Genomic DNA, 24704 nt, shown 5'->3' with positions numbered 1-24704 from the left:
GCGCCATGCCCGGTTCGCCGGGCATGGCCGGCCTTGCGGGGAGCGGCGCCATGAAGGATGCGACCACCTATTTCTACCGTCCGATCGTCCTTCTGTTCGGCTCGGTCTCGGTCATCCTGACCGTCTATGTGCTGTGGCTGACGCTGCACAATATCAGCCTGCTTCGCCCGGGGCAGGAGAGCTTCATCGGCTTCGACAACTATGTCCGGCTGCTGTTCGACGGCCGCGCCATCAATGCGCTCGGGCGCACGGTGCTGTTCACCGTCGCGGCGACGGTCATCGAAGTGGCGCTGGGTCTTGCGATCTCGCTTCTGGTGGATCGCGAATTCCTCGGCAAGCGCATCGTGCGCGGCATCCTGCTGGTGCCGATCGTCATGACGCCCGTCGTGGTGGGCCTCACCTGGCGCTTCCTGCTCGATCCTTCCAACGGCATGATGAACTATCTGCTCTCCACCATCGGCTTTGGCCCGGTCGACTGGCTCGGCAATCCGAATGTCGCGCTCTTCTCGCTGCTGATGGCCGATATCTGGCAATGGACGCCCTTCGTGGTGCTGCTCACCATGGCCTCGCTCGAATCCCTGCCGGGCGACCCGCAGAACGCCGCCCGCGTCGATGGCGCGCGGGAATGGCAGGTGCTCTGGTTCATCACCCTGCCGGCGCTGAAGCGGGCGCTCATGGTCGTCGCGCTCATCCGCGCGATCGATGCGGTGAAAGCCTTCGACATCTTCTACATCATGACCCGCGGCGGGCCGGCGCTGTCGACGGAGACGCTCAACCTCTACGGCTACATCTCCGCCTTCACCAATTTCGACATCTCCTATTCGCTGACCATCGCCCTGGTGCTGACCATCCTCACCAATGTCGCGCTGCTCCTGCTCTACAACCTCGCCTTCAAGGCGCCCAAGCAAGGAGAGATCTGATGCGCCGGATCGTGTTCTGGGTTGCGCTCGCCGTTCTTCTTCTCTGCGTGCTGTTTCCGCTCTACTGGGTGATCGCGACCTCGCTGAAGACCCAGCGCGACGCTTTCGCCATGCCGCCGGTCTGGCTGTTCGCGCCGACCTTCGAGAACTACGCCAAGGTGCTGAACAACGGCGTCTTCATCCGTGCCTTCTTCAACAGCGTCGTCATTTCGCTCTCGGCGAGCGTGATCTCGGTCGGCGTCGGCGCGCTCGTCGCCTATGGGCTGGTGGCGCAGGACGAGCCGACCAAGCGGCAGAACGAGAAATTCATCCTGAGCCTTCGCATCGCTCCGCCGCTGATCTTCATCATCCCGACCTATTTCCTGGCGGCGCAGATGAAGCTGCTCAACAATCACTGGATCGTCATCGGCGTCTACGCCTTCGTCAACATCCCCTTCGCAATCTCGCTGCTGATCACCTTCTTCGAGGATATTCCGCGGGAACTGAGGGATGCGGCCAAGGTCGACGGCGCGCGCGAATTCACAATCTTCCGCGAGATCTTCCTGCCGGTGGCGCTCGGCGGCATCGTCGCCACCTTCATCCTGTGCGTGCTCTTCACCTGGAACGAATTCTTCATCGCGCTTGTCCTGACGGGGCGCGACACGCAGACCCTGCCGGTCAGCATCACCTCGTTCCTCACCTTCCAGGGTGTGCAATGGGGGCCGCTGACGGCGGCGGCGGCGCTGGTCATGCTGCCGATGCTGGTGCTCGGCATGCTGGTCCAGGGCAAGGTGGTGCGCGGCATGTCGCTCGGCAGCATCAAGGGATAGAACGATGACGGGAACAGACACAATGAAGCGATCCCTGCTGCTGAAGAGCATCCGCAAATCCTATGGCAGCGTCAGCGTGCTGAAGGGCATCGACATCGAGGTGCAGGAGGGCGATTTCGTCGTGCTGCTCGGCCCTTCGGGCTGCGGAAAATCGACCCTCCTGCACGCGATCGCCGGCCTGCATCCGATCGACGGCGGCCTGATCGAGATCGAGGGCCGCGACGTGACGGCGGTGCCGACGCGCGAGCGGGACATCGCCATGGTGTTCCAGTCCTATGCGCTCTATCCGAACATGACGGTACGGCAGAACATCGCCTTCCCGCTGCGCATGCGCAGCGCCAGCGCGGCGGAAAAGGAGACGAAGGTCGCCGAGGTGGCGCGACTCCTGCAGATCGAACCGCTCCTGGAGCGGAAGCCGCGCGAACTCTCCGGCGGCCAGCGCCAGCGCGTGGCGATCGGCCGGGCGCTGGTCCGCGCGCCGAAAATCTTCCTGTTCGACGAGCCGCTTTCCAATCTCGACGCCACCTTGCGCGTCGAGACGCGGGCGGAGATCAAGCAGCTGCACGAGCGCATCCGCAAGACGATGATCTACGTCACCCATGACCAGATCGAGGCGATGACGCTGGCCACGAAGATCGTCGTGATGAACAAGGGCGAGGTGCAGCAGATCGGCAGTCCCTACGAGATCTATCACCGTCCCGCCAATCTCTTCGTGGCGAAGTTCGTCGGCTCGCCCGCCATGCATTTCGTGCCTGGCGACCTGGTGCTTGCGAATGGCAGGCCGGCCTTCGACGACCGGAAGGGCTGGTCGCTGCCGCTTGCCCTGCCGGAAGGAACCGTGGCGAAGGGCGACGTCCTGCTCGGCATCCGGCCGGAACATATCCGCCTTGCGCGCGACGGGCAGCCGGCCATCGAGGCGCGCGTCGAGATGGTGGAATCCACCGGGCCGGAGGACAATGTGACGCTGTCGCTTAACGGTCATTCGCTGGTCGCCCGCATGGAGACCGGGAGCGTTGCCCAGGGGTCCGTCGTGCCGGTCACGATTGCGGCGGAAAAGGTTTCGGTCTTCGACGCGGCCGCCGGGCGGCTGATTGGCTAGAGCGGTTTCAGCAAAAATGCGCAACGGCTTCGGGTGAAGCCGGAAAGATGAGCATGACGGACGACAAGGCAATCCTCGCGGTCGATATCGGCGGCACCAAGACGCTGGTCGCGCTCGTTCGTGCATCCGGCGTGGTGGGTGAGGTGACGGTTCCCACCAGGCGGGAGGATGGGCCGGATCGCTGGCTGGAGGCGGCCCTTGTCGCGGCAGGGCCCTGGCGCGGGCGGTTTTCCGGCATCGGCCTTGCCGTCACGGGCTTCGTGCGGGATGGCCGGTGGTCGGCGATGAACCCGGCGACCCTCGGCATCCCGCCGGATTATCCACTCGTTTCCCGGGTCGAGGCGCTGTTTTCCCGCCCTGCCATCGCCGTCAACGATGCGCAGGCCGCCGCCTGGGGCGAACATGCGCTCGGGGCGGGGCAGGGCGAGGATCTCGTCTTCCTGACCATTTCCACCGGCATCGGCGGCGGCATCGTGCTGAACGGCCGTCTGCGGGAGGGGCTCGCCGGGCATTTCGGACTGACGACCGAGGGCGAGGATGGCGTCTTTCTTGAGGATCGCGTCTCCGGGCGCTGGATGGCGGCCGAAGCCCGGCGTCACGGACAGGCGGCGGATGCGCGGCAGGTTTTCGCCAGCGCCGCGATGGGGGAAGCATGGGCGATGGATATCGTTGCGGCCTCCGCGCAGCGCGTCGCGCGCCTGTGCCGCAACATCCAGTTGGCGCTCGATCCGCCGCGCATCGTTCTCGGCGGCGGCATCGGCCTTGCGGAAGGGTTCATCGACCGGGTGCGTGCGTTGATGCCGCCGCTCGGCCCCGTTGCGCCGGTGCCGATCTGCCGCGCCGAACTCGGCGTTCGGGCCGGCATCCTCGGTGTCGCGGATATGGCCCGTATCGCATTTTCGGGCGCGGGTCGCTAAGACCGGTCGCCGACAGAAGGAGAAACCGACCATGGTGGTTCGCAAGGCCGCAGCGGCAGACCTGCCGTTCATCATCGACGCCTATCGCCTCGCCTTCGCCTTCGACGAGGCGCGCACCCGCCGCTATGTCGAGATGACGGGCCTCGATTGTTTCCGTGTCCTTGAGAGCGACGGGCAGCCGGCCGCGGTCTGGGCGGTCATTTCCTGCGGCCACTGGTTCGGCGGCAGGGTGGTTCCTGCGGCCAACATCGCCCACGTCGCCATCCAGCCGGAGTTTCGCGGCAGCGGCCTTGCCGCCGGCATCCTGGATCTCTCCTGCGAGGACGCCCGCAAGGGCGGGGCGCTGCTCGCCAGCCTTTTCGCCTCGACGCGCCCGGTCTATCGCCGCTCCGGCTTCAACCTTGCGGGTCACGAGATGATCTACGAGGCCGAGACGTCGGAATTCTACAAGATCCGGCAGGACATCCGCTGCCGCCGCGTATCGCTTGGCGCGGCGCGCGCCGTGCTCGAGCCCATCTACCGGCGTGCCTGCCGCCCGCAGTCCGGCCTGCTGGACCGCCACGATGCCCACTGGAATGCCCGCCTCGACGAGACGGCGAGCATCCCCTCGGTCTTCGTCTTCGGCGAGGATGCAGCTTACGTGGTGATCGACACGTCGGACGAGGACGTCCTTGATGTTCGCGACTGGGCCGCGCTGAGCGGCGCGGCGGCCCGGCAGATCCTGAAATTCATCGGCACCTTCTCGACGGTCTATCGCAAGGTGCGCTGGCACGGCGCCCCGCAGGATGCCCTCATCTTCGCCATGCCGGACAAGGGCTGGTCGCTGGTCCACCAGGAGGAGTTTCTGCTGCGTGTGCTGGAGCCGGCGGCCGCGCTGGCGGCGCGCGGCTATGCCTGTGATGACGGTGAGTTGACGCTGGCGATAGAGGGGGCGGAACGGCAGGTCCTGCATCTTGCCCTTCGCGATGGCACAGCGCATTGCACGGCCGATGGCGATGGAGGGCCGGTCCTGACGATCGAGGAGGCCCAGTTCCCCAGCCTGTTCTCCGGCTTCCGCCCGGCCAGTTTCCTGCAAAGGGTAGGCCATGCCGATGGCACGGCCGAAGCCGTTGCCCTTGCCGACCGCATCTTCGTCGGCCCGCCGCCATGGGTTGCCGAACACTTCTGATGACCGCCCGCCCGCTCGCGGTTGGAAAGCATGTCGAGCCGACGAACGGGCTTGCGGCCGACGTGTTCTTCCTTGGAGAACCTGCTCTGGGTCAGGCCTTGCCGAACAGGGCCATGAGATCGACGCTGTCGGAGGTCTTGGCGCCGGCTTCCAGATGGTCCTGGATGTGGCGGAGGTGCAGCGTCATCATCCAGGCCGCCTTTTCCGCATCCCGTGTATGGAAGGCGCCGACGATGGCGGCGTGGTCGTCGTCACGACAATTGCTGACGCCGGGCGCGCCGAAAAGGCCGATGATCAGCGAGGTGCGGGTCACCAGTTCCTTCATCGTGCGGATGAGGATGGCATTGCCGGCGATCTGCGCCAGCAAGGTGTGGAACTGGCCGGACAGGCGGATCGCGTCGTGGCGGTGCCGCTCCTTGTGCGCCACATATTCCATTTCCAGATGGCGGGTCAGCGCCGCGATGTCCGCCTCGCTCGCACGCTGGACGGCGAGGCGGGCGATGTTCGGCTCCAACGCAAGGCGGGCCTCGAAGACTTCGCGGGCCTGCTCGGGCGTGGGCGAGGCGACGAAGGCGCCGCGATTGGCATGCAGCTCCACGACCTCGCGGCTCGCCAGCAGCAGCAGGCTGCGGCGAATGCGCATGCGCCCGACGCCGAAGGCTTCGCATAGCGCCGATTCGGAAAGCTTCGTGCCCGGCGGCAATCTCTGTTCGATGACCGCTTCGAAAATGCGATCGACGATATCGCTCTCGTCGATCTCCTCCGCTTCCATCAGATTTTCCCTGCCTACATCAACCACCGAACTCACCCTGACATGCGTAGTCTGTTGCTCAGCCTCTAAATAAGGCTGATTTGGTTGACCAACAAGCGTCGATTTCGTCGACACGGCTCAGCATGTCTTGTTCACAACCACTTGACAAGATCGTTAACAATGCGCTCAATGCCTCTGCCAAGGCCGATTGGAGCCGCACCTTGCGGCCCATGCGCCTATCAAAAACAGATCAATGGCCCAGAGGAAGAACAATCATGCACAAGCGCACATTCCTGAAAGTTTCCGCTCTTGCCGCAGCGACCATGCTGTCGTTGCCGCTGATGGCCTATGCGCAGAACGCCACGCTGAAGATCGGCTTCGTCGGTGTCACCTCCGGCCCCGCAGCGGCCTGGGGCATTTCCAACCAGCGCTCGATGGAGGCGCGCGCGGCCTGGCTGAACGAGCTCGGCGGCGTGACGATCGGCGACAAGACCTACAATATCGAGATCGTGCCCTTCGACGACCAGAAGGACCCCAAGCGTGCCATCGCCGGCATGGAGAAGATGGCGCAGGACGGCGTGCACTACGTCGTCGGCCCGAACGTCGATGACGGCGCGGCCGCGGTCCGCCCGGTCGCCGAGCAGAACGGCATCATGTATTTCCCCTACGCCTTCCCGAAGGAGCTCTACACGCCGCCGGCATCCAACGCGATCCTCGGCATGGTGGCGAACTACCAGTCGGGCCCGGCCATCTACAAATATCTCATGGAAAACAAGGGTGTGAAGAAGGTCGCCTTCGTCGCGGCCAACGAATCCGACCCGCTCAGCCAGCGTGAATCCGGCATTGCGGCGGCGCAGGCGCTCGGCCTCGAGGTGGTTTCCGGAAACGTGACCTACCAGGTGGACACCACCGACTTCACGCCGGTGCTGCTGCCGGTCATCCAGGCCTCGCCCGATCTGCTCGTGCTTTCGGGCGTCTCGCCGGCCAATGCGCCGCAGCTCATCCGCTCGGCGCGCGAACTCGGCTATACCGGCCTCATCTCCACGGAAACGGCGCAGGATGCGACCGTGCTTGCCGAAGGGGCGGGCGAGCTTGCCGAGGGCTTCATCTCGGTCGGCGGCGCATCGACGCCGGAGCTTGCCAGCGACGCGATGAACGAATTCGTCGAGCGCTACACGAAGATGTTCGGCGAATACAATGACGAGTCCAACACCAAGGTCTATGCGCTCGAATATATCATCGAGACGCTGAAGGCGAACCCGGCGGCGATCGACAATGTCGAGGAGTACAAGAAGACCATGGACACGTTCGAGGCCGCCAACCCCTTCATGAAGGGCGACGCCAAGCTGAAATATGTCGGCACGACCTCCTTCGGCCAGAAGCGCCAGGTCTCCGTACCGCTCGTCGTGAACGAGTACAAGGGCGGCAAGTTCGAGACGCTGTTCGTCGGCCAGGTCGACTGATCGGAGCCTAGGCACTTTCAAGATGGGGACCCGGACGGCGCCAAGTCGTCGGGCCGGGTCTCTCTTTGCCTGAACCTTCTTCCATTGGAGGCTCACGATGGAACAGATAATCGCCAATGGTCTCTACCTCGGGGCGCAATATGCGTTGATCGCCCTCGGGCTGACGCTGATCTTCTCGCTGATGAACGTCTTGAACTTCGCCCACGGGCAGATGTACGTCTTCGGCGGCTTCGTCACCTATACCGTCGTCGTCCAGCTCGGCCTGCCGTTCATCGTCGGCCTCTTCGCCTCGGCGATCGTCCTTGCGGTCATGGGCGCGGCGATCGAGAAATTCCTCTTCGCGCCGGTCGTCCGTCGCTCCAAGCGCGATGAATCGACCATGCTGCTCGCCGCGGGCGTCGCCTTCTTCCTCGATGCCGTCATCCTCTTGTTCTTCGGGGAAAAGCAGCGCGGCGTGCCGAAGATCGTCAACGGCGTCTTCAACTGGGACATGCGCATCATCATGCCCTATGACCGCATCCTGATCGGCGTGCTCGCCATCCTGCTCATCGTGGCCTTCATCGCCTTCATGAACTACTCCAAGACCGGGCGCGCCATGCGGGCGCTCGCGCAGGACAAGATGGCCGCCCAGCTGATGGGCGTGAACGTCGCCCGCTATTCGATGATCGGCTTTGCGCTCGGCGCGATGCTGGCCGGCCTCGTCGGCGGCCTGCTCGTCACCATCACCGGCGTCAATCTCGGCATGGGCGGCCCGACCTCGATCAAGGCCTTCCTGATGATCATGATCGGCGGCGCGGGCGTGATTTCCGGGGCGATCGCCGGCGGTTTCATCCTCGGCATGATGGAGAGCGTCGGTCTCACCGTGCTCTCGGCCTATGGCGACATCACCTATCTCGTGATCTTCGCCTCGCTGATGGTGTTCCTGGCCGTCCGCCCGCAGGGGCTGATGGGCAAGCCGTGGGGTTGAGATCATGGACACGAAAAAACTGCTCGGCTTCGCCGTCTTCCTTCTTGCCGTCTTCGTGCTCGTGCCGCTGTTCATCGGCGCCACCGGTCGCGTCGATTTCTTCTATACGCTGACCTCGGTCGCGCTCCTCTCCGTCGGGGCGGCCGGCGTCTGGCTCACCTTCTATATCGGCCGCATCAATATCGGCCAGGGCGCCTATGCGCTGGTGGGCGGCTATGTGTCGGCCATACTGGTCACGCAAGCCGGCGTCTCCTTCTGGCTGACGCTGCCGCTGGCCGGCCTCTTCTGCGCCGCCATCTCGGTGGTGATCGGCTTGCCGATCCTGCGTCTTCGCGGCGTCTACTTCGCCATGGTGACGCTGGTGCTGACGGAGGTCGCGCGCCTTTCCGCGCTCGCCTTGCCGGTCACGAACGGTGCCAAGGGCATCACCTCGATCCCGCTGCCGGGCGAGCTTTCCCTCTTCGGCCTGACGATCATCCCGGCCTTCGGCTCGCTCTCCAATCCGCGCATCGGCTTCTACATGATGGCCGTCGTGCTGATGGTCGTCACCTATCTGGTGCTCTGGCGCATCGTGAACTCGCGGCTCGGGCATCTGTGCCGCAGCCTCCAGCAGAACGAGGAGCTTTCGGCCTCGATCGGCGTCAACACCGCCTATCTCAGGGTGCTCGCCTATGCGATCTCTTCGTTCTTCGGCGGTATTGCCGGGGCCATGTTCGCCTCCATCGCCCAGTCGATCTATCCGTCCTCCTTCGTGGTCGCCGACAGTGTGAACTTCATGCTCTACTGCTTCCTCGGTGGCCTTGGCTATGTCTTCGGCCCGATGCTCGGCACGCTGCTGCTCTATTTCGGCTGGGACCTCCTGTCGATCGCCAAGCAATACCAGCTCCTCGTCTACTCCGGCGTCATGATCCTGCTCATGCTTGTCCTGCCGAACGGGGTTCTCAGCCTTCTCGACAAGAAGGAGGGCCGCGCATGAGCACCATCCTGCAGATCAAGAACATCACCAAGCGCTATGGTGGCCTGACGGCGGTCAACGACGTCTCTTTCGACGTCAACAAGGGCGAGATCCTCTCGGTGATCGGCCCGAACGGTGCGGGAAAATCGACGCTGTTCAAGCTGATCTCCTCCTTCGTGCCGGCGACCAGCGGGGAGGTGCTCTTCAACGGGGAGCGCATCTCCAGCCTCGCCCCGCACAAAGTGGCCCGCATGGGCGTCGTGCGCACCTTCCAGGAAACGACGATCTTCCGCTCCATGACGGTGCGCGAGAACATCATCGTCTCCCATCACCTGCGCTCGAAGGCGAGCCTCTTCGGCTTCTTCCTCGGCACGAAGCAGGCGAAGGACGACGAGGCGGCCTTCGCGGCCTCGGCGGACGACATCGTCGATTTCCTCGGCCTCCAGGCCATCCGCAACGAGCTCGCCTCCAACCTGCCGCAGGGGCATCTGCGAGCGCTCGGCATGGCCATCGGTCTTGCCACCGATCCGAAGGTCATCCTGCTCGACGAACCCTTCGCCGGCATGAACCATGACGAGACGATGAAGATGGTCGGCCTCGTGCGGCGCCTGCGCGACGAGCGCGGCGTCACCGTGCTCCTCGTCGAGCACGACATGCCCGCTGTCATGAAGATCAGCGACCGCATCGTGTGCATCAACTTCGGCCAGAAGCTGGCCGAGGGCACCCCCCAGGAAATCCGCGAGAACGAGAAGGTGATCGAAGCCTATCTCGGCTCCGAAGATGCGGCGATCGGGATGTAAGCCATGACGAAGATATTGAGCGTTGAGAATATCGAACTCTACTACGACCACATCTATGCGCTGAAGGGCGTCTCCATCGATGTGGACGAGGGCGAAACCGTCGCGCTGATCGGCGCGAACGGGGCGGGCAAATCCTCGATCCTTCGGGCGATCACGGGGCTCCGGCCGGTCAAGTCCGGCCAGATCTTCTACCAGGGCCAGCGCCTCGACGGTACCCCCGCGTCCGATGTGGTGCGCAAGGGCATTTCCATGGTGCCCGAGGGCCGCCGCGCCTTCCCGCTGATGTCGGTGAAGGACAATCTCCTGATGGGGGCTTTCACCCGCACCGACAAGGCGGAGATCGAGCAGACGCTGGAGAACGTGCTGACGCGTTTCCCGCGCCTGCGCGAACGCTACCATCAGCAGGCGAACACCATGTCGGGCGGCGAGCAGCAGATGATGGTGATCGGCCGCGCGCTGATGGCCCGCCCGAAACTGCTGCTGCTGGACGAGCCGTCGCTCGGCATCGCGCCGAAGCTGGTGCAGGACATCGCCCGCGCCATCGTCGCCATCAGCCGCGACGAGAAGGTCTCCATCCTCCTCGTCGAACAGAACAGCCGCATGGCGCTGTCCATCTCCAACCGCGCCTATGCGCTTTCCACCGGGTCGATCGCGCTGTCGGGCAATTCCAGGGACCTGATGAACGACGACCGCATCAAGGCTGCCTATCTCGGAGGCGAACTCTGACATGAAAATCCTCGTCATCAACCCCAACACCACAGCATCGATGACGGACCATATCGGCAAGGCGGCGCGCGGCGCCGCCTCTGCCGGAACCGAGATCGTCGCCGTCAACCCGGTGAAGGGGCCGGTCTCGATCGAAGGCTATTTCGACGAGGCGATGAGCCTTGCCGGCCTGCTCGGTGTCATCAAGGATAATCCGGATTGCGATGCCGTCGTCATCGCCTGTTTCGACGATACCGGGCTCGATGCAGCGCGCTGCCTTACCGACCGGCCGGTGATCGGCATCGGCGAGGCGGCCTATCACTTCGCCTCGATGATCTCGAACAAGTTCTCGGTGGTCACGACGCTCGCCCGTTCGGTGCCGGCGCTTGAGCACAATCTCTCGCGCTACGGCCTTTCGGCTCGCTGCGCCCGCGTGCGTTCCTCGGAGGTGGCGGTGCTGGAACTGGAGCAGCCGGGCTCCAATGCGCGCCAGAAGATCAGCGCCGAAATCGGCCTCGCCGTTAGCGAGGACCGAGCGGAGGCGATCGTGCTCGGCTGCGCCGGCATGGCGAGCCTTGCGAACGACCTTGCCGGCGAGCACGGTCTGCCGGTGCTCGACGGCGTCACCTGCGCGGTCAGGCTGGCCGAGGCCATGGCCGGCCTCAACCTGCGTACATCCCGCCTCGGCGGTTACGCCCCGCCGCCGCCGAGCAAGCTCCGGGCGGCGCTCGGTTAGCTCTTTCCTACAAAAGAGCGGAACGCGGCCAGGCCGCATTCCGCTTTCGCGCTCGGCTTACTTGCCGGCGTTGTACTTGGCGTCGACCTCGTTGATCGCCTGGACATTGCCGGCCGAGCGGCCGTTCTCGTCGAAGGTCTGGGCGAGGAAGGCGTCGGCGATGGACTTTGCCAGTTCCGAGCCGATGACGCGCGCGCCCATGGTGATGATCTGGGCGTTGTTGGACAGCGCGGCGCGCTCGGCCGAATAGGTGTCGTGCGTCAGCGCGGCGCGGATGCCGGGCACCTTGTTGGCCGAGATGCAGACGCCGATGCCGGTGCCGCAGACGAGGATCGCGCGGTCGTAATCACCGGCGATGACGGCGGAGGCGACGCGGTCGGAGAGGTTGGCGTAAAATGCGTCCGGGCCGGCATCGGTGCGCGAGATCTCGTGCACCTCATGGCGGTCCTTCAGGTGATCGGCGAGAATCTTGGCGAGGCCTTCGCCCGCACTGTCACCGGCAATTGCAAGTTTCATGGGAAGTCTCCTTTCAGATGGTGGCGGCGCAGCGCGCCAGGATGTCGAGATAGCCTTCAACCTTCCAGGCTGAGCGGCCGATGAAGAGCCCGTCGATATTGGGGCAGGCGATCAGTTCCTCGCAGTTCTCAGGGTTGACCGAGCCGCCGTAGAGGCAGGGAATGCGGCGGCCGAGGACTTTTTCCGCGACCTCGGCGATCTCGGCATGGCGGGCATCCGCATAGTCCGCGCTTGCCGGGATGCCCTTTTCACCGATCGCCCAGACGGGCTCGTAGGCGAGCAGGATGTCCGCCTGCTTCTGCGTGGTGTCGAGCCGCGAGAGCGCGCCGCGCACCTGCTGGGCGAGAACCTCGGTCGCATTGCCGCCTTCGCGGTCGGCGAGCGTTTCGCCGATGCAGATCAGCGGTACGAGGCCGTGGCGCACGGCAGCTTCGGTCTTCAGGCCGACCGTCTCGTCCGTTTCGCCGAAATGCTCGCGGCGCTCGGAATGGCCGAGCTCGACGAGATCGAGATTGCAGTCCTTCAGCATCACCGGCGAAATCTCGCCGGTCCAGGCGCCTTCGTCCGCCCAGTGCATGTTCTGCGCGCCGACCTTCACCGAGGTGCCGGCAAGGAGCGCCTTGACCTCGCGCACGGCGGTGAAGGGCGGAATGACGAAACGCTGGATGCGGGGTTCGCGGCCGCTATCGGCGGCTTTCAGCCCCTCGGCGAAAACCGTTGCCTCCGCCAGCGTCTTGTTCATCTTCCAGCTCGTGCCGACCCAGAATGTGCGGCTCATGACGTCGTCTCCTTTGCGATCCTGACCGTCGTCCGGCCGCCAAGTTCCGCGGCGGTGTCGTGCGGCAGGGGTTTGTCTGAAATGACCGTGTCGAATTCGGCAAGGTCGGCGAGCACGTGCAGCGCCGTGTGGCCGAAGCGGCGGCTGTTGATCAGCAGGCATTTCTGCCGGCTCGCCGCCATCATCGCCCGCTTGGCCCGCACCACGGCCTCGTCCATGTGATAGGAGAGGCGCCCCGAGGCGGCCGGGGCCGAGACGAAGGCGATGTCGGCGCGCAGCCGCGACAGCGCCTCTTCCGTCACGATGCCGAAATAGGCGTTGAACTTCGCCGAGAAGACGCCGCCGAGGCCGATCAGCGTCACGCCGGACATGCCCTTGGCGCGTTCCAGGATGGCGGCGTTGTTGGTGATGAGGGTGATCGGCTTCTTCGCGCACAGAACGTCGCCGAGCACCGAGGCCATCGAGCCGTCGTTGATCATCACCGTCATGCCCGGCTCGACCAGTTCCGCGGCGGCTTCGGCCAGCGCCCGCTTGACGTCGGCCTCCTGCAGTTCGCGGAAGCGGAAATCGCTTTCGAACTGGGTGCCGGCATCGATCGTCGCGCCGCCGCGCACTTTCCGAAGCACGCCTGCCCGTTCCAAATCGTCGAGGTCGCGGTGGATGGTCATCTTGGAGACGCCGAAGCGTGCCGCGACGTCGTCGAGTTCGACGGCCCGGCTTTCGACCAGAAGATTGATGATCTCCTGCCTGCGCTCTTCTCGTTTCACGGCGTTCTCCATCTCACGCTGCGGTCAGGCCTATAACATCCTTTCGCACATAATATAACATAAAGTATGTTATTTTGTGATTTTTCTATGTCGAGCTCTGCAGAAGCTGCCGCGCCGTCCGCTCGTCCGTGATGAGCCCGTGAAGGGTGTGGCTGTGCAGCACGGCGCGGATGGCCTCGGTCTTCACCGGCCCGCCGGCAATCGCGACGATCCGGTCCCCGCCCGCTTCCGAGAACGAGGCGGCAAGGGTCCGGGCGGTCACGGCGGTTTCGAGGATGCGACCCTTGGCGTCGAAGAAATGGCCGAGCAGTTCGCCGACGCCGCCGAGCGCGACGATCTCCTCCAGTTCGTCGGGCTGCAACATGCCCGAGGTGACGAGGTGGGCCTGGTTGTCGACGGTGCCGATGCCGACGACCTTGAGATCGGCGCTGCGGGCGAGGTTGAACACCTCGCTGACGCCGCGCTGCGAGAGCAGCACTTCCCGGTCCTCCTCGGTGTTCGCGAAGAACGGCACCGGCATCACATAGGCCTGGGTGCCCGTCTTGGCCGCCAGGCGATGCATGACGTCGTAGGGGTTGGCGGCGTAGTTGCGGGTGAGGCCGCCGAGCAGCGAAACGAAGCGCGTGCCGCTGGCGCTGATCCGCGGCAGATGATGCACGGCCGCCGAGAGCGTGCGGCCGTGGCCGAAGCCGATGACGGCGGCTTCGCCGCGTTCGATTTCGCGCCGAAGGAAATCCGCGCCGATATGGCCGAGCGTCGTCAGGGCCAGCGGATCGTCGTCGACATCGGGTGCGACCTCGCAATAGTCGAGCCCGTAACGGGTGGAAAGATCGAGCTCGAGCTGGACGCATTCGGCGATCTCGCCGTCGATGCTGACCTTCACCACGCCCTCGGCGACGGCGCGGGCGATCAGCCGGTGTGCCTTCACCGAGGGAATGCCGAGCCTTTTCGCCACGGCGGACTGGGTGAACCCGCCGACATAGTGCAGCCAGGCGGCGCGGACGGCGAGGGAGTCTTCAATGTCGGTCATCGGCGATGTCCTGTCCTGCTTTCAACCGGAAGCGGTCTTCAGGCCCAGTCTTAGCAAGCGGCCTCGGGATGGTCAGCCCAGCTTCAGGTCCGACGCACCGGTATCGATGTGAGGAGCCCAGAAGGCGATGCTTTCTGCGATCTGCGGAATGACCTCGCGGTCGTTCGGCTCGCGCTCCTTGAAGGAAAGTTCGAGGCAGATCTCGTTGTCGGCGGCGCCGCCCTCGGCGAAGGCCTGCAACAGCGGTTCCGGCTGGATACGGCCCCTGGCGTTGAATTCGGCGGTGAAGGGCCGGTGGCCGCCCTTGTCCATCAGGCTCTGCTTGATGTGGATGATCGGCGACACCTTCGGCACCGCGCGCGCCCAGGCGTAGGGGTCGAAGTCGTCCGGATTGTCGGAGGTGACGTCGCCATGGTCGATATCGGCCATCATCCACATGGGGATCGCCATATTTGCCGCGGTGAGCCGGTCCTGCAGCGACAGGCACGCCTCGATGGTCTCGCCGAATTCACGGCCGACACTCATCGGTTCCCAGAAGACATAGGAAAGGCCCGCGCCCCTGGCATGCTCGGCGACCTCGGCCCAGCAGTCGATGGCGATGTCGATCAGCTCCGCGCGGCGAGCCGGATCGTCGAAATCCCGGTAGGTGAAGATGGCGAACTGGGTGCCGACGGCGGCGCCGCCGAGATCGCCGATGATATCGGCAAAGGTCTTGAACCAGTCGACATAATAGCGCCGCACCTCCGCATCCGGATGGCCGAAATGGTTGAGGCGGCCATAGGGGCCGGTCATACCCGAGGTGACGCGCACGCCGCTGCGCTGGAGCGCCTTGTCCATCTGCCGCGTCAGTCGGCGGATCGTCGTGGCGCTCCAGCTCGGATTGATGAATTCATGGGTGAGCTGGAGGTCGCGCAGGCGCAGTTTTCGCGCGACCGTGTCGATCAGGTCGTCGGGATCGGCGAAGCGGTTGACCAGAGGATTGGTGTTGAGCGAGAGCGTCAGCGGCATAACGGTCCTCAGGCGGCGGCGAGGCGGGCGGTGTCGAACCAGTCGGCGAAGGCCGCGCGCTCGGCTTCGGTCAGGTGCAGGTAGTGCTTGGTGCGGCGATAGAGGATGTCTTCCGCCGTATCGGCCCATTCGCTGGCGACGAGATAGCGGGCCTCGGCCTCATAGAACTGCCCGCCGAAATGCCGGCCGAGGCTGTCCAGATTGCTTGCGCCGGCGACGACGTTTTTCGTGCGCGTGCCGTAGAGGCGGCCGTAGTGGTGCACCAGCTTGCGCGGCATCCAGGGATAGGTGTCGCGGAGGGTGTTGGCGAAGGTCTCGTAGTCGGCGTTCGGCATGTCGCCGCCCGGCAGCGGGGCCTTTTCCGTCCAGTCGTCGCCCATGTTCGGGAAGATGGGCCTGAGGCGCTGCATGCCGCGCTCGGCAAGCTCGCGGAAGGTGGTGATCTTGCCGCCGAAGACGTTGAGCAGCGGCGCGCCGCCCGTCTCGTCGAGATCGAAGACGTAGTCGCGGGTGACGGCGGAGGGATTGCCCTTGCCGTCGTCGAACAGCGGGCGCACGCCGGAAAAGCTATGCAGCACATCCTGCCGGCGCAGCTTTTCCTTGAAATAGCGGTTCACCGCCTTGAGCAGGTAGTCGATTTCGCTCTCGTCGGCCGAAACATCCTCGGCGCGGCCCTCATAGGCGATGTCGGTGGTGCCGATCAGCGCCTTGTCGCCCTCATAGGGGTTGATGAAGATGACGCGCTTGTCGTGGTTCTGCACGAGATAGGCGTTCGCGCCGGCCCAGAATTTCGGAACGATGATGTGGCTGCCCTTGACGAGGCGCACGTTGCGCGTGGAGTTGGAGCCGGCGACGCGGTTGATGACGTCGGAGACCCAGGGGCCGGCGCAGTTGACCACGCATCTGGCGCGGAAGGTGCGGATCTCGCCGGTCAGGCTGTTCTTCGTCGTCACGGTCCAGGCGCCGTTTTCGCGGCGGGCGGAGATCGCGGGCGAGCGGGTCAGCACCACGGCGCCCTTTTCCGCCGCGCCGACGGCGTTGAGCGTGACGAGCCGGGCGTCGTCCACCCAGCAGTCGGAATATTCGAAGCCACGCGTATACTGGTCGAGGATCGGCGTGCCTTCGGGGTCGCGTCTCAGGTCCAGCGTGCGCGTGCCCGGCAGTTTCTTGCGGCCGCCGAGATGGTCGTAGAGGAAGAGGCCGAGACGCACGAGCCAGGCGGGGCGATCCTCTGGACTGTGCGGCAGCACGAAACGCATGGGCCAGATGATGTGCGGGGCGGCGTTGAGCAGCACCTCGCGCTCGATCAGCGCCTCGCGCACCAGGCGGAATTCGTAATATTCGAGATAGCGCAGACCCCCGTGCACCAGCTTGCCGGAGCGCGAGGAGGTGCCCTCGGCGAGATCGCCCTTTTCGCAGAGCACGACCTTCAGCCCGCGGCCGGCCGCGTCACGGGCGATGCCGGCGCCGTTGATGCCGCCGCCGATCACGAAGAGGTCGATATGCTCGGGTTCGTTCATCTCAGTCTCCTTCGGCGCCCCGCGGGAAGGCGCGATCGTTTTCCTCAATGCGCAGCCAGGATGTCCCAGGCGGGAGCGATGCCCCGGCGTACATCCGAATAGGCGGTGAAGAGGCGCGTCATGCGTTCGGTGCCTTGCGGCGCCGGTGGTTCGGCCGTGCCAAGCTCGGGCGTCACCCAGTCGGCGATGCAATCGTCCATGGTGCGGTAGGCGCCGATGGCGACGGCGGCCATCATCGAAGCGCCGGCGGCGCCGGCCTCCTCTCGGCTGCTGACCCGCACCGGCGCGCCCAGCGCCGCGGCGAGCGTGCCGCGCAGCGCCACGGAGCGTGCTGCGCCGCCGCTGATGCGCAGTTCCGGCGGCAGGGCGCCCATGGCGGCGTAACAATCGCGCGTCGCCATGCCGAGGCCCTCGACGACGGCGCGCACGAGATCCGGGTAGCGATGGCGGCTGGCAAGGCCGGTGAAGTTGGCGCGTGCCCGGGCGTTGACGAAGGGGCCGCGCTCGCCGGCCTCGGAAATATAGGGGTGATAGAGGATGTTGCCGGGCCTGCTTTCGGCAAACCAGGGGTCGATCCGGGTGATCATCTCGTCAAGGCCGACGGGGATGCCGAATTCGCCGAGCAGGTCCGCGCCGAGTTGCAGCAGCCAGTCGAGATTGATCGTCGCGCCCATGTTGGTCTGGACCTGGGTGACGATGCCGGGGATCGGCAGGGTGATGACATAGCCGGTGCGCTCGGCGTTGAGCACCACGTCGCCGACGGGCTTTGCCAGCAGATGCACGCCGGTCGAACCGATGGCGGAGCAGGCGGCGTTGCGGCCTTCGCTGCGCACGCCCGCTCCGAGCGCCGTCATGACCATGTCGACATAACCGAGGCAGACGGGCGTGCCGGCCACGAGGCCGGAGGCGGCGGCCGCTTCGGCCGTCAGCGGATGTACGGTCTGCGTGCCCTCGATGACCTCCGGCAGCAGGCTGCGGCGATGGGTGAGGCCGAGGGCGGCGAGCACGTCATCGTCATAGCGGCGGGTGCGGAAATTGCCGAAGGTGAAGCTCACCTCGGACGGGTCGGTGGCGCGGATGCCGGTGAGGTTGAGGTAGAGCCAGTCCTTGCAGTGCATGGCCGTTTCGGCTTCGGCGAGCAACTCCGGGAAATACTGGTCCATATGGGCAAGCTGCGTGCCCTGCTGGCAGGTGTTGAGGCCGGTGCCTGTCGCCGAAAAGCGTACGCGGTCGGCGTCCGCAGCGGCCAGCCGCTCGACGGTCGGCGCGGCGCGGGCGTCGAGCCAGAGCCACGCGTCGCCGGCCGGCCGGTTTTCCGCGCCGACGAGCCAGGTGCCGTCGCCCTGGCCGGTGACGGCGATGGCGGCGGTGCGCTTGGCGAGGCCTTCGACCTTTTCGGCGAGGCTGCGCAGGGCGCGCGTGCAGTCGAGCCAGGTCTGGTCGAGCGACTGGGTGACGGCGCCGTCTTCGCCGGTCCTGTAGGTGTTGCGCACGGAAGCGCTGGCGATCTGGCGGCCGGCAAGCGTGAAGGCGACGGCCTTCATCACGGAAGTGCCCGCGTCGATGCCGATGATCAGGTCAGCCGCTTCAACCATGGCATGCACCCGCGGATCCCGCGACAGCCCGTGCCGCTTCGCCTGACCCGAAACAGAGCATTCGATCCTCCCGATAGTCTCTCGGCCTTAATGCGTGGTTTTCGGATCAGGGCCCGCCCGTCCGTACGGAATTTACCACGAACCTCCCGAATGTCGCCATGGAACATACCACAAAGTTATCATGTGTCTCGTAAAATTTTTCGAGCATCGAATTTTTTTTCAGATATTATAGGCGATGAGCATGTTCACGGGCGGCGGGCGGCTTTTGCAGCTCGTCCGCCGCTACCTTTCCCGTGCCATGGTGCCGGCATGCGGTCGCTGCCGCGTAGTCGCCGCTTGTGCTTCAATTTATGCTCAGTTTAATCAATGGTTTGATTGACTATCAATGCCGCCTGCCTGTTTGTGTCGGAGACCGCCCGGCAGTAGCGCTTCCTCCGTTCTGTCCTCTCTTGCAGGGGTGATTTCTTGAGTGTGGGCGTGGCGGAAGGAGATGCAGCGGGCAAAAAGGCCGATTGACAAGTTGTGTTAATTTAACATATACATTGCGACATATAACACATTTATACCGCAACTGCGAAAATGTGTGCACTGCAGCGCGAAGCCGGTGAGGAGACTGGCGGGCGCCGGCCATGGGAGGATGTCATGACCCTTTTTTCTCGGAAGAGAGCGCAGCCCGATGGCCGCAGCGCATATGCAGACGCGCGTGCGCCATCGGCGCCGTGCCGGAGCGCCCGCTAAAACTTCCTTCGTTCAATCGCAAGGCCCATCGACATGACTGACGCCACGCAATCGAAATCGCCCCAGCCCGCGCGAAACGTCCGTTGGATCGGTGTCGCCGCCGCGGTGCTGGTCGGCGCCATGATCTTCGACACGAAGATCGTGCGCATCGGCTCGGAAAACGACGTTCAGGTGCAAAGATTCTCGGCCGAGGCTTTCGGCGCCGAGCAGTTCCCGTTGATCAAGCAGAGCGTCGAGACGCGCGCTGTCGATGCCGTTGAGCTGGCGCAGGCGATCGCCGCCGACAGGAAGGCGGCCGGCGAGAAATACGGCGTCGCGACCTCGGTCGGGCCGGTGATCCCGGTCAAGTTCACCGGCACCGTCGGCGAACGCAAGGCGAACTACAATGTCGTCGCCGTCGAGGGCCTGCCGGCCGAGCTGACCCTGCGCGTGCAGACCGGGCCGGCGCTGAACGGCACGGACCTGCGCGATGCGACCGGCCAGATCGAATTCGGCCAGTTCAAGAACCAGATCGAATACCAGGACGCGGGATCCGCCATCAACAACGAGGTCAAGAAGGTCGTGCTCACCGGCATCGATCCGGCGGCGCTCACCGGCAAGACCGTCTCGGTGATCGGCGTCTTCAAGCTGGTCAATCCGAAGAGCTGGATCGTCACGCCCGTGAGGCTCGACGTCCAATGAGCGCGCTTGATCCCGGCCGAAAGGATGAGGTCGTGCTCGCCGCGCGCAACGTGGCGAAGGCCTATGGCAACATCCATGCCCTAAAGGGCGTCAATTTCGACATTCACCGCGGCCAGGTGACGACGCTGTTCGGCGAGAACGGCGCCGGCAAGTCGACGCTGATGAAAATCCTCTCCGGCGTGGTGCAGCCGACGTCCGGCGAAATCCTTCTCGATGGAGATCCGATCGTTTTCGCGTCATCCTCCCAAGCACGCGACCGCGGCATCTCCATCATCCATCAGGAGCTGAGCCTCGCGCCGAACATGAACGTCCGCGACAACATCTTCATGGGCCGCGAGATCATGACGGCGACGGGCGTGGATTTTTCGGAAGAAGAGCGCCAGACGCGGCTCCTGATGGCTGAACTCGAAGAGGATATCGATCCTCTTACCCCGGTCGAGGACCTGCGCCTCGGCCAGCAGCAGATCGTCGAGATCGCGCGGGCTCTTTCGGTCAATTCGCGCATCCTCATCATGGACGAGCCGACCTCGGCGCTCAGCGCCTCCGAAGTCGAGGTGCTGTTCAAGGTCATTCGGGACCTTACCAATCGCGGCGTCTCCATCGTCTATATCTCGCACCATCTCGAAGAGGCCCTGCAGATCACCAACCATGCGGTGGTGCTGCGCGACGGCGTGATGACGGCCTATGCCGAGCGCAAGGACATCGACCTCGAATGGATCGTCCGCCACATGGTCGGCGACAATTTCGATCTCGGCGTCCCGCCGGCCGGCTACGAGAAGGGCGATGTCGCACTCTCCATCGAAGGGCTGACGGTGCCCGATCCGGGCGGTGCCGGCTATGCGGTCGTCGACGGGCTTTCGCTTGCGGTGCGGGCGGGCGAGATCGTCTGCATCTATGGCCTGATGGGCGCGGGCCGCACGGAACTGCTCGAAACGGTCGCGGGCCGCCTCAAGGCGTCAGCCGGCAGGGTGGTGCTGAAGGGCCGCGACGTCACCGGGCAGTCCATCTCGCAGTGCATTCGCGACGGTCTCGTGCTCGTGCCGGAAGACCGGCAGCGCGACGGCCTGGTGCAGACCATGACGGTCGGCCGCAACCTGTCGCTCGCCAGCCTCGGCGCCTTCACGCGCGGGCTTTTCACCTCCCCCGCCCGCGAGGCGGGCCTCGTCGGCAACGCCATCCGCAAGGTGCACATCAAGACCGATGGCGGCGGGGCGGCGATCGGCTCGCTCTCCGGCGGCAACCAGCAGAAGGTGGTCATCGGCAAGATGCTGGCGACCGATCCCGACGTCATCTTGCTCGACGAGCCGAGCCGCGGCATCGACATCGGCGCCAAGGCCGAGGTCTTCAAGCTGCTCGCCGAGCGGGCAAAACAGGGTCTCGCCGTCGTCTACACAACGTCGGAGGTCGGCGAATGCCTCAGCATCGCCCACCGCATCCTCGTCATGCGGCGCGGCCGCATCTCCGCGGAATTCGGTCCCGACGTGACCAAGGAACAGATCATGGCCGCCTCCGGCGAAGCCGTGCATGCCCACTAGAGCGATCCCGGTTCACCGGAATTGCTCTGGGTTGTTGTTTTTATCGCATTCTCCGACGCCGAAGCGATGCTTCGGCTGGAAATGCACTAGGAGCGCTGAAGCAATGTCAGTCACACCTGCAATCGACACAAAGGCAGCGGCCGGAAGCGGCAAGCGCAAGAAGGGCTTCGTCGAGCTCCTGTTCGAAGGCCGCGCCTTCTTCGCGCTGATCGCCATCGTCGTCGTCTTCTCGCTGATGTCGCCGAACTATTTCACGGTCAGCAACTTCCTCATCATGGCCTCGCATGTGGCGATCTTCGGCCTGCTCGCCATCGGCATGCTGCTCGTCATCCTCAATGGCGGCATCGATCTTTCGGTCGGCTCGACGCTCGGGCTAGCCGGCGTCGTCGCGGGTTTTCTCATGCAGGGCGTGACTCTGCCGCAGCTCGGCGTCATCCTCTATCCCTCGGTCTGGGTCGTGGTGGTGCTGACCTGCCTGCTCGGCGCGGTGGTCGGGGCGGTCAATGGCGTGCTGATCGCCTATCTGCGCGTGCCCGCCTTCGTCGCGACGCTCGGCGTGCTCTATGTCGCCCGCGGCATCGCGCTCCTGATGACCAACGGCCTTACCTACAACAATCTCGGCGGCCGCCCGGAGCTCGGCAATACCGGTTTCGACTGGCTCGGCTTCAATCGTCTTGCCGGCGTGCCGATCGGCGTCCTCGTCCTGCTCGTTTTCGCGATCATCTGCCACATCCTCCTGACGCGCACGGCCTTCGGCCGCTGGCTCTATGCTTCCGGCGGCAACGAGCGGGCGGCGGAGCTTTCGGGCGTGCCGGTCAAGCGGGTCAAGATCACCGTCTATGTGCTTTCCGGCGTCTGTGCGGCCGTCGCGGGCCTGGTGCTTTCCTCGCAGCTCACCTCGGCCGGACCGACGGCGGGCACGACCTATGAACTGACGGCGATCGCCGCCGTGGTCATCGGCGGGGCGGCGCTGACGGGCGGGCGCGGCACGGTCATCGGCACCATGCTCGGCGCCTTCGTCATCGGCTTCCTGTCGGACGGCCTCGTGATCATCGGCGTTTCGGCCTACTGGCAGACGGTCTTCACCGGCGCCGTGATCGTCACCGCCGTTCTGTTGAACAGCATCAAATACGGCCGCCGCTAAGGTAAGCGGCGACTGACAGGAACTGACTGCGGCCGGGAGAGGCGGACCATCGAACGCCCGGCAGCGGAAAGTATTGCCGAAAATCGGCGCAACCGGACTCAACAAAGGGAGTGAGACCATGTTCAAAAAAGGTATGCGTGTACTCTTCGCAGCAACCGCCGTCGTGCCGTTGCTCTTCAGCTCCGCCTTCGCCGAAGGCCTGATGACGATCATCGTCAACGATCCGTCCAACCCCTATTGGTTCACGGAAGGCGAAGTCGCCAAGGCGACGGCGGAAAAGCTCGGCTATACCGCGAATGTCGGCGCCCACAAGGGGGACACCAACACCGAAAGCAACCTGATCGACACCGCGATCACCAACAAGTCGGTCGCCATCATCCTCGATCCGGCCAATGCCGACGGTTCGGTCGGCGCGGTCAAGAAGGCCGTCGCCGCGGGCATTCCGGTCATCCTCGTCAATGCCGAGATCAACCAGGAAGGCCTTGCCAAGGCGCAGCTCGTCTCGAACAACGCCCAGGGCGCGGCCCTCGGTGCGCAGCAATGGGTCGAGGCGGTCGGCGACAAGGGCAAATATGCCGAGCTCTTCGGCAATCCGGCCGACAACAATGCCGCGACGCGCTCGAACGGTTACGAGACCGTGCTGACGCAGTATCCGGACCTCGAAAAGGCCGCCAAGGAAGTCGCCGACTGGGACCGCACCAAGGGTCACGCCAAGATGCAGTCCATGCTGCAGGCGAATCCGGACATCATCGGCGTCATCAGCGGCAATGACGAAATGGCGCTCGGCGCCATCGCGGCACTGAAGGAGGCCGGCAAGCTGGAGCAGGTCAAGGTCGGCGGCTTCGACGGTTCGCCGGATGCGGTCGCCGCCATCAAGGCGGGCGAGTTGCAGTACACGGTTCTTCAGCCGGTCGCCGTCTTCTCCGAAGAGGCCGTCAAGCAGGCGGACAACGTGATCAAGAACGGCAGCACGGGTGCGGCGAGCGAGAAGCAGCTCTTCGATTGCCTGCTGATCACCAAGGACAATGTCGACAAGTACACCGCTCCCTTCGTTCTGAGCGAGTAATCGGCGCGGGGAGCGCCCCTGCGGGCGCTCTCCTTTCGCATCCCGGCGAGGTCCGGGGTCAGCTTGGCATTTCCCTTGCCGCCCGATACGAGATACGAAACGCTATCCTCGAAATATTGGCAGGGTCTCCGGTGAACAAGAAAGTCGACGTCAAGGATTTGCTTTCGGAAGAGCTGCCGAGCGACAGCCGGCATGCGCGCCAGCTGGTGCGCCGGCAGATGATCGCCGAGACGGTCATCGCCGAAGGCTCCATCCGCATCGAGGACCTGACCGAGCGCTTCGGCATCAGCCTGATGACGGCGCACCGCGATGTCGACGAACTCGTCAGCCGCGGCCTGTTCCGCAAGACGCGCGGCATCGTTTCCGCCGCGCCGACCAGCCTCATCGAATCCTCCGACGTCTACCGGGCGACGAAACAGGCCAAGGAGAAGAAGGCGATTGCCCGCGCCGCCATGCGCTTCGTCGAGCCGGGCCAGGCCATCTTTCTCGACGACGCCACCACCGTGCACGAGATGACCGCCTTCCTGCCGGCCAAGGTGCCGCTGACGGTCATCACCAATTCGCTCGTGCTCATCAACGAGTTGAAGGACGTCAACGACGTCAACCTCATCTGTCTCGGCGGCCAGTTCTACAATTGGTGCAATGCCTTCATGGGGCACATCACCACCAACGAGATCCGGCGCCTGAGGGCCGATACCGTCTTCATGTCGCTCTCGGCCATCGTCGATGACGTGGTCTATCACCAGTCGCCGGAGACGGTGGAGACAAAACGGGCCATGTTCGAGAGTTCCACCAAGCGTGTGCTCCTGGCCGATCACACCAAGTTCGAGCGGCGTGCGCTGCACCACTTTGCCGGGCTGCAGGAATTCGACGCCGTGATCGTCGACGAGGATATCCCCATCTCGCATCTCTCGCGCATGCGCTCGAAGGGCATCAACGTCATCGTGGCGGATGCCGAGCGTTCCGCCTGACCCCCCTTTGCTCTTTTCTCCCTTCGACCAATATTGCATCTTCGCGGCGTGATTGCCTGCGGGGA

General features: G+C 64.7%; 24 protein-coding genes. 16 read left to right on the top strand and 8 right to left on the bottom strand.

The window, feature by feature from the left end; translation table 11 throughout:
- Positions 1-5 precede the first annotated feature (5 nt).
- Genes AABQ55_RS22910 through AABQ55_RS22890 form a run of 5 tightly spaced genes read left to right on the top strand, consistent with a single transcriptional unit; the run spans position 6 to position 4913 of the window.
- On the top strand, positions 6-920 hold the full coding sequence (locus AABQ55_RS22910; RefSeq protein ID WP_272806719.1) for a carbohydrate ABC transporter permease: 915 nt from the start codon (positions 6-8) through the stop codon (positions 918-920).
- Entirely contained in the window at positions 920-1729 is an 810-nt protein-coding gene (locus AABQ55_RS22905) for a carbohydrate ABC transporter permease (RefSeq protein WP_272806718.1), read from the top strand. The genes AABQ55_RS22910 and AABQ55_RS22905 overlap by 1 nt, the downstream gene beginning before the upstream one ends.
- 4 nt (positions 1730-1733) lie before the next feature.
- On the top strand, positions 1734-2828 hold the full coding sequence (locus tag AABQ55_RS22900) for an ABC transporter ATP-binding protein (RefSeq protein WP_272806717.1): 1095 nt from the start codon (positions 1734-1736) through the stop codon (positions 2826-2828).
- A 53-nt stretch (positions 2829-2881) separates the two neighbouring features.
- The gene (locus AABQ55_RS22895; RefSeq protein ID WP_272806716.1) at positions 2882-3745 is read left to right on the top strand and encodes an ROK family protein; all 864 of its coding nucleotides are present in this window, start codon (positions 2882-2884) and stop codon (positions 3743-3745) included.
- A 31-nt stretch (positions 3746-3776) separates the two neighbouring features.
- Entirely contained in the window at positions 3777-4913 is a 1137-nt protein-coding gene (locus AABQ55_RS22890) for a GNAT family N-acetyltransferase (RefSeq protein ID WP_272806715.1), read from the top strand.
- A 91-nt stretch (positions 4914-5004) separates the two neighbouring features.
- Here the strand turns inward: AABQ55_RS22890 and AABQ55_RS22885 are convergent, their stop codons facing one another.
- Positions 5005-5685, bottom strand: coding sequence for a GntR family transcriptional regulator (locus tag AABQ55_RS22885; protein WP_272806714.1), 681 nt, complete (start codon positions 5683-5685; stop codon positions 5005-5007).
- 254 nt (positions 5686-5939) lie between these two features.
- On the opposite strand from AABQ55_RS22885, the gene AABQ55_RS22880 reads away from it, so the two are divergent.
- From AABQ55_RS22880 to AABQ55_RS22855, 6 genes are all read left to right on the top strand, one after another.
- On the top strand, positions 5940-7127 hold the full coding sequence (locus tag AABQ55_RS22880) for an ABC transporter substrate-binding protein (RefSeq protein WP_244769819.1): 1188 nt from the start codon (positions 5940-5942) through the stop codon (positions 7125-7127).
- Between the two features lie 97 nt (positions 7128-7224).
- Positions 7225-8094, top strand: a complete 870-nt coding sequence (locus AABQ55_RS22875; RefSeq protein ID WP_244769820.1) for a branched-chain amino acid ABC transporter permease — start codon at positions 7225-7227, stop codon at positions 8092-8094.
- 4 nt (positions 8095-8098) lie between these two features.
- Positions 8099-9070 carry a branched-chain amino acid ABC transporter permease gene (locus AABQ55_RS22870; RefSeq protein ID WP_272806713.1) on the top strand — a complete coding sequence of 324 codons (972 nt, stop codon included), beginning with the start codon at positions 8099-8101 and terminating at the stop codon, positions 9068-9070.
- Positions 9067-9849 carry an ABC transporter ATP-binding protein gene (locus AABQ55_RS22865; protein ID WP_272806712.1) on the top strand — a complete coding sequence of 261 codons (783 nt, stop codon included), beginning with the start codon at positions 9067-9069 and terminating at the stop codon, positions 9847-9849. The genes AABQ55_RS22870 and AABQ55_RS22865 overlap by 4 nt, the downstream gene beginning before the upstream one ends.
- Positions 9850-9852: 3 nt before the next feature.
- Positions 9853-10575 carry an ABC transporter ATP-binding protein gene (locus AABQ55_RS22860; protein ID WP_244769823.1) on the top strand — a complete coding sequence of 241 codons (723 nt, stop codon included), beginning with the start codon at positions 9853-9855 and terminating at the stop codon, positions 10573-10575.
- A 1-nt stretch (position 10576) separates the two neighbouring features.
- The gene (locus tag AABQ55_RS22855; RefSeq protein ID WP_272806711.1) at positions 10577-11290 is read left to right on the top strand and encodes an aspartate/glutamate racemase family protein; all 714 of its coding nucleotides are present in this window, start codon (positions 10577-10579) and stop codon (positions 11288-11290) included.
- Positions 11291-11347: 57 nt separating this feature from the next.
- Here AABQ55_RS22855 and derI read toward each other — a convergent pair whose 3' ends face one another.
- From derI to AABQ55_RS22820, 7 genes are all read right to left on the bottom strand, one after another.
- The gene (derI, locus tag AABQ55_RS22850; protein ID WP_244769825.1) at positions 11348-11806 is read right to left on the bottom strand and encodes a D-erythrulose-4-phosphate isomerase; all 459 of its coding nucleotides are present in this window, start codon (positions 11804-11806) and stop codon (positions 11348-11350) included.
- Between the two features lie 13 nt (positions 11807-11819).
- The gene (locus AABQ55_RS22845) at positions 11820-12584 is read right to left on the bottom strand and encodes a triose-phosphate isomerase (RefSeq protein ID WP_272806710.1); all 765 of its coding nucleotides are present in this window, start codon (positions 12582-12584) and stop codon (positions 11820-11822) included.
- Positions 12581-13351 carry a DeoR/GlpR family DNA-binding transcription regulator gene (locus AABQ55_RS22840; RefSeq protein ID WP_272806709.1) on the bottom strand — a complete coding sequence of 257 codons (771 nt, stop codon included), beginning with the start codon at positions 13349-13351 and terminating at the stop codon, positions 12581-12583. Before AABQ55_RS22840 ends, AABQ55_RS22845 begins: the two co-directional genes overlap by 4 nt.
- Positions 13352-13436: 85 nt before the next feature.
- Positions 13437-14381, bottom strand: coding sequence for a sugar-binding transcriptional regulator (locus tag AABQ55_RS22835; protein WP_244769828.1), 945 nt, complete (start codon positions 14379-14381; stop codon positions 13437-13439).
- 72 nt (positions 14382-14453) lie between these two features.
- Entirely contained in the window at positions 14454-15389 is a 936-nt protein-coding gene (locus AABQ55_RS22830) for a TIM barrel protein (RefSeq protein ID WP_272806708.1), read from the bottom strand.
- 8 nt (positions 15390-15397) lie between these two features.
- Positions 15398-16909, bottom strand: a complete 1512-nt coding sequence (locus tag AABQ55_RS22825; protein ID WP_272806707.1) for a glycerol-3-phosphate dehydrogenase — start codon at positions 16907-16909, stop codon at positions 15398-15400.
- 44 nt (positions 16910-16953) lie between these two features.
- The gene (locus tag AABQ55_RS22820; RefSeq protein ID WP_272806706.1) at positions 16954-18504 is read right to left on the bottom strand and encodes an FGGY-family carbohydrate kinase; all 1551 of its coding nucleotides are present in this window, start codon (positions 18502-18504) and stop codon (positions 16954-16956) included.
- 771 nt (positions 18505-19275) lie between these two features.
- Here AABQ55_RS22820 and AABQ55_RS22815 point away from each other — a divergent pair.
- The 5 genes from AABQ55_RS22815 (at position 19276) to AABQ55_RS22795 (ending at position 24639) form a co-directional block, all read left to right on the top strand.
- The gene (locus AABQ55_RS22815) at positions 19276-19923 is read left to right on the top strand and encodes a DUF2291 family protein (protein ID WP_272806705.1); all 648 of its coding nucleotides are present in this window, start codon (positions 19276-19278) and stop codon (positions 19921-19923) included.
- Positions 19920-21458 carry a sugar ABC transporter ATP-binding protein gene (locus tag AABQ55_RS22810; RefSeq protein ID WP_272806704.1) on the top strand — a complete coding sequence of 513 codons (1539 nt, stop codon included), beginning with the start codon at positions 19920-19922 and terminating at the stop codon, positions 21456-21458. The genes AABQ55_RS22815 and AABQ55_RS22810 overlap by 4 nt, the downstream gene beginning before the upstream one ends.
- Positions 21459-21561: 103 nt before the next feature.
- Complete coding sequence (locus AABQ55_RS22805; RefSeq protein ID WP_244769834.1) at positions 21562-22602, top strand: ABC transporter permease; 1041 nt, start codon at positions 21562-21564, stop codon at positions 22600-22602.
- A gap of 118 nt (positions 22603-22720) precedes the next feature.
- A complete protein-coding gene (locus tag AABQ55_RS22800; RefSeq protein WP_244769835.1) occupies positions 22721-23668 on the top strand; it encodes a D-ribose ABC transporter substrate-binding protein in 948 nt (315 codons plus the stop codon).
- Between the two features lie 116 nt (positions 23669-23784).
- Positions 23785-24639: a DeoR/GlpR family DNA-binding transcription regulator gene (locus AABQ55_RS22795; RefSeq protein WP_398432045.1), complete on the top strand. Its 855-nt coding sequence runs from the start codon at positions 23785-23787 to the stop codon at positions 24637-24639.
- Positions 24640-24704 lie beyond the last annotated feature (65 nt).

It is taken from the genome of Shinella sp. WSD5-1 (assembly GCF_963942435.1).
Classification (GTDB): Bacteria; Pseudomonadota; Alphaproteobacteria; order Rhizobiales; family Rhizobiaceae; genus Shinella; species Shinella yambaruensis.
Note: the sequence above shows the minus strand (reverse complement) of the source record. Positions and strands in the feature narration are given on the sequence as shown.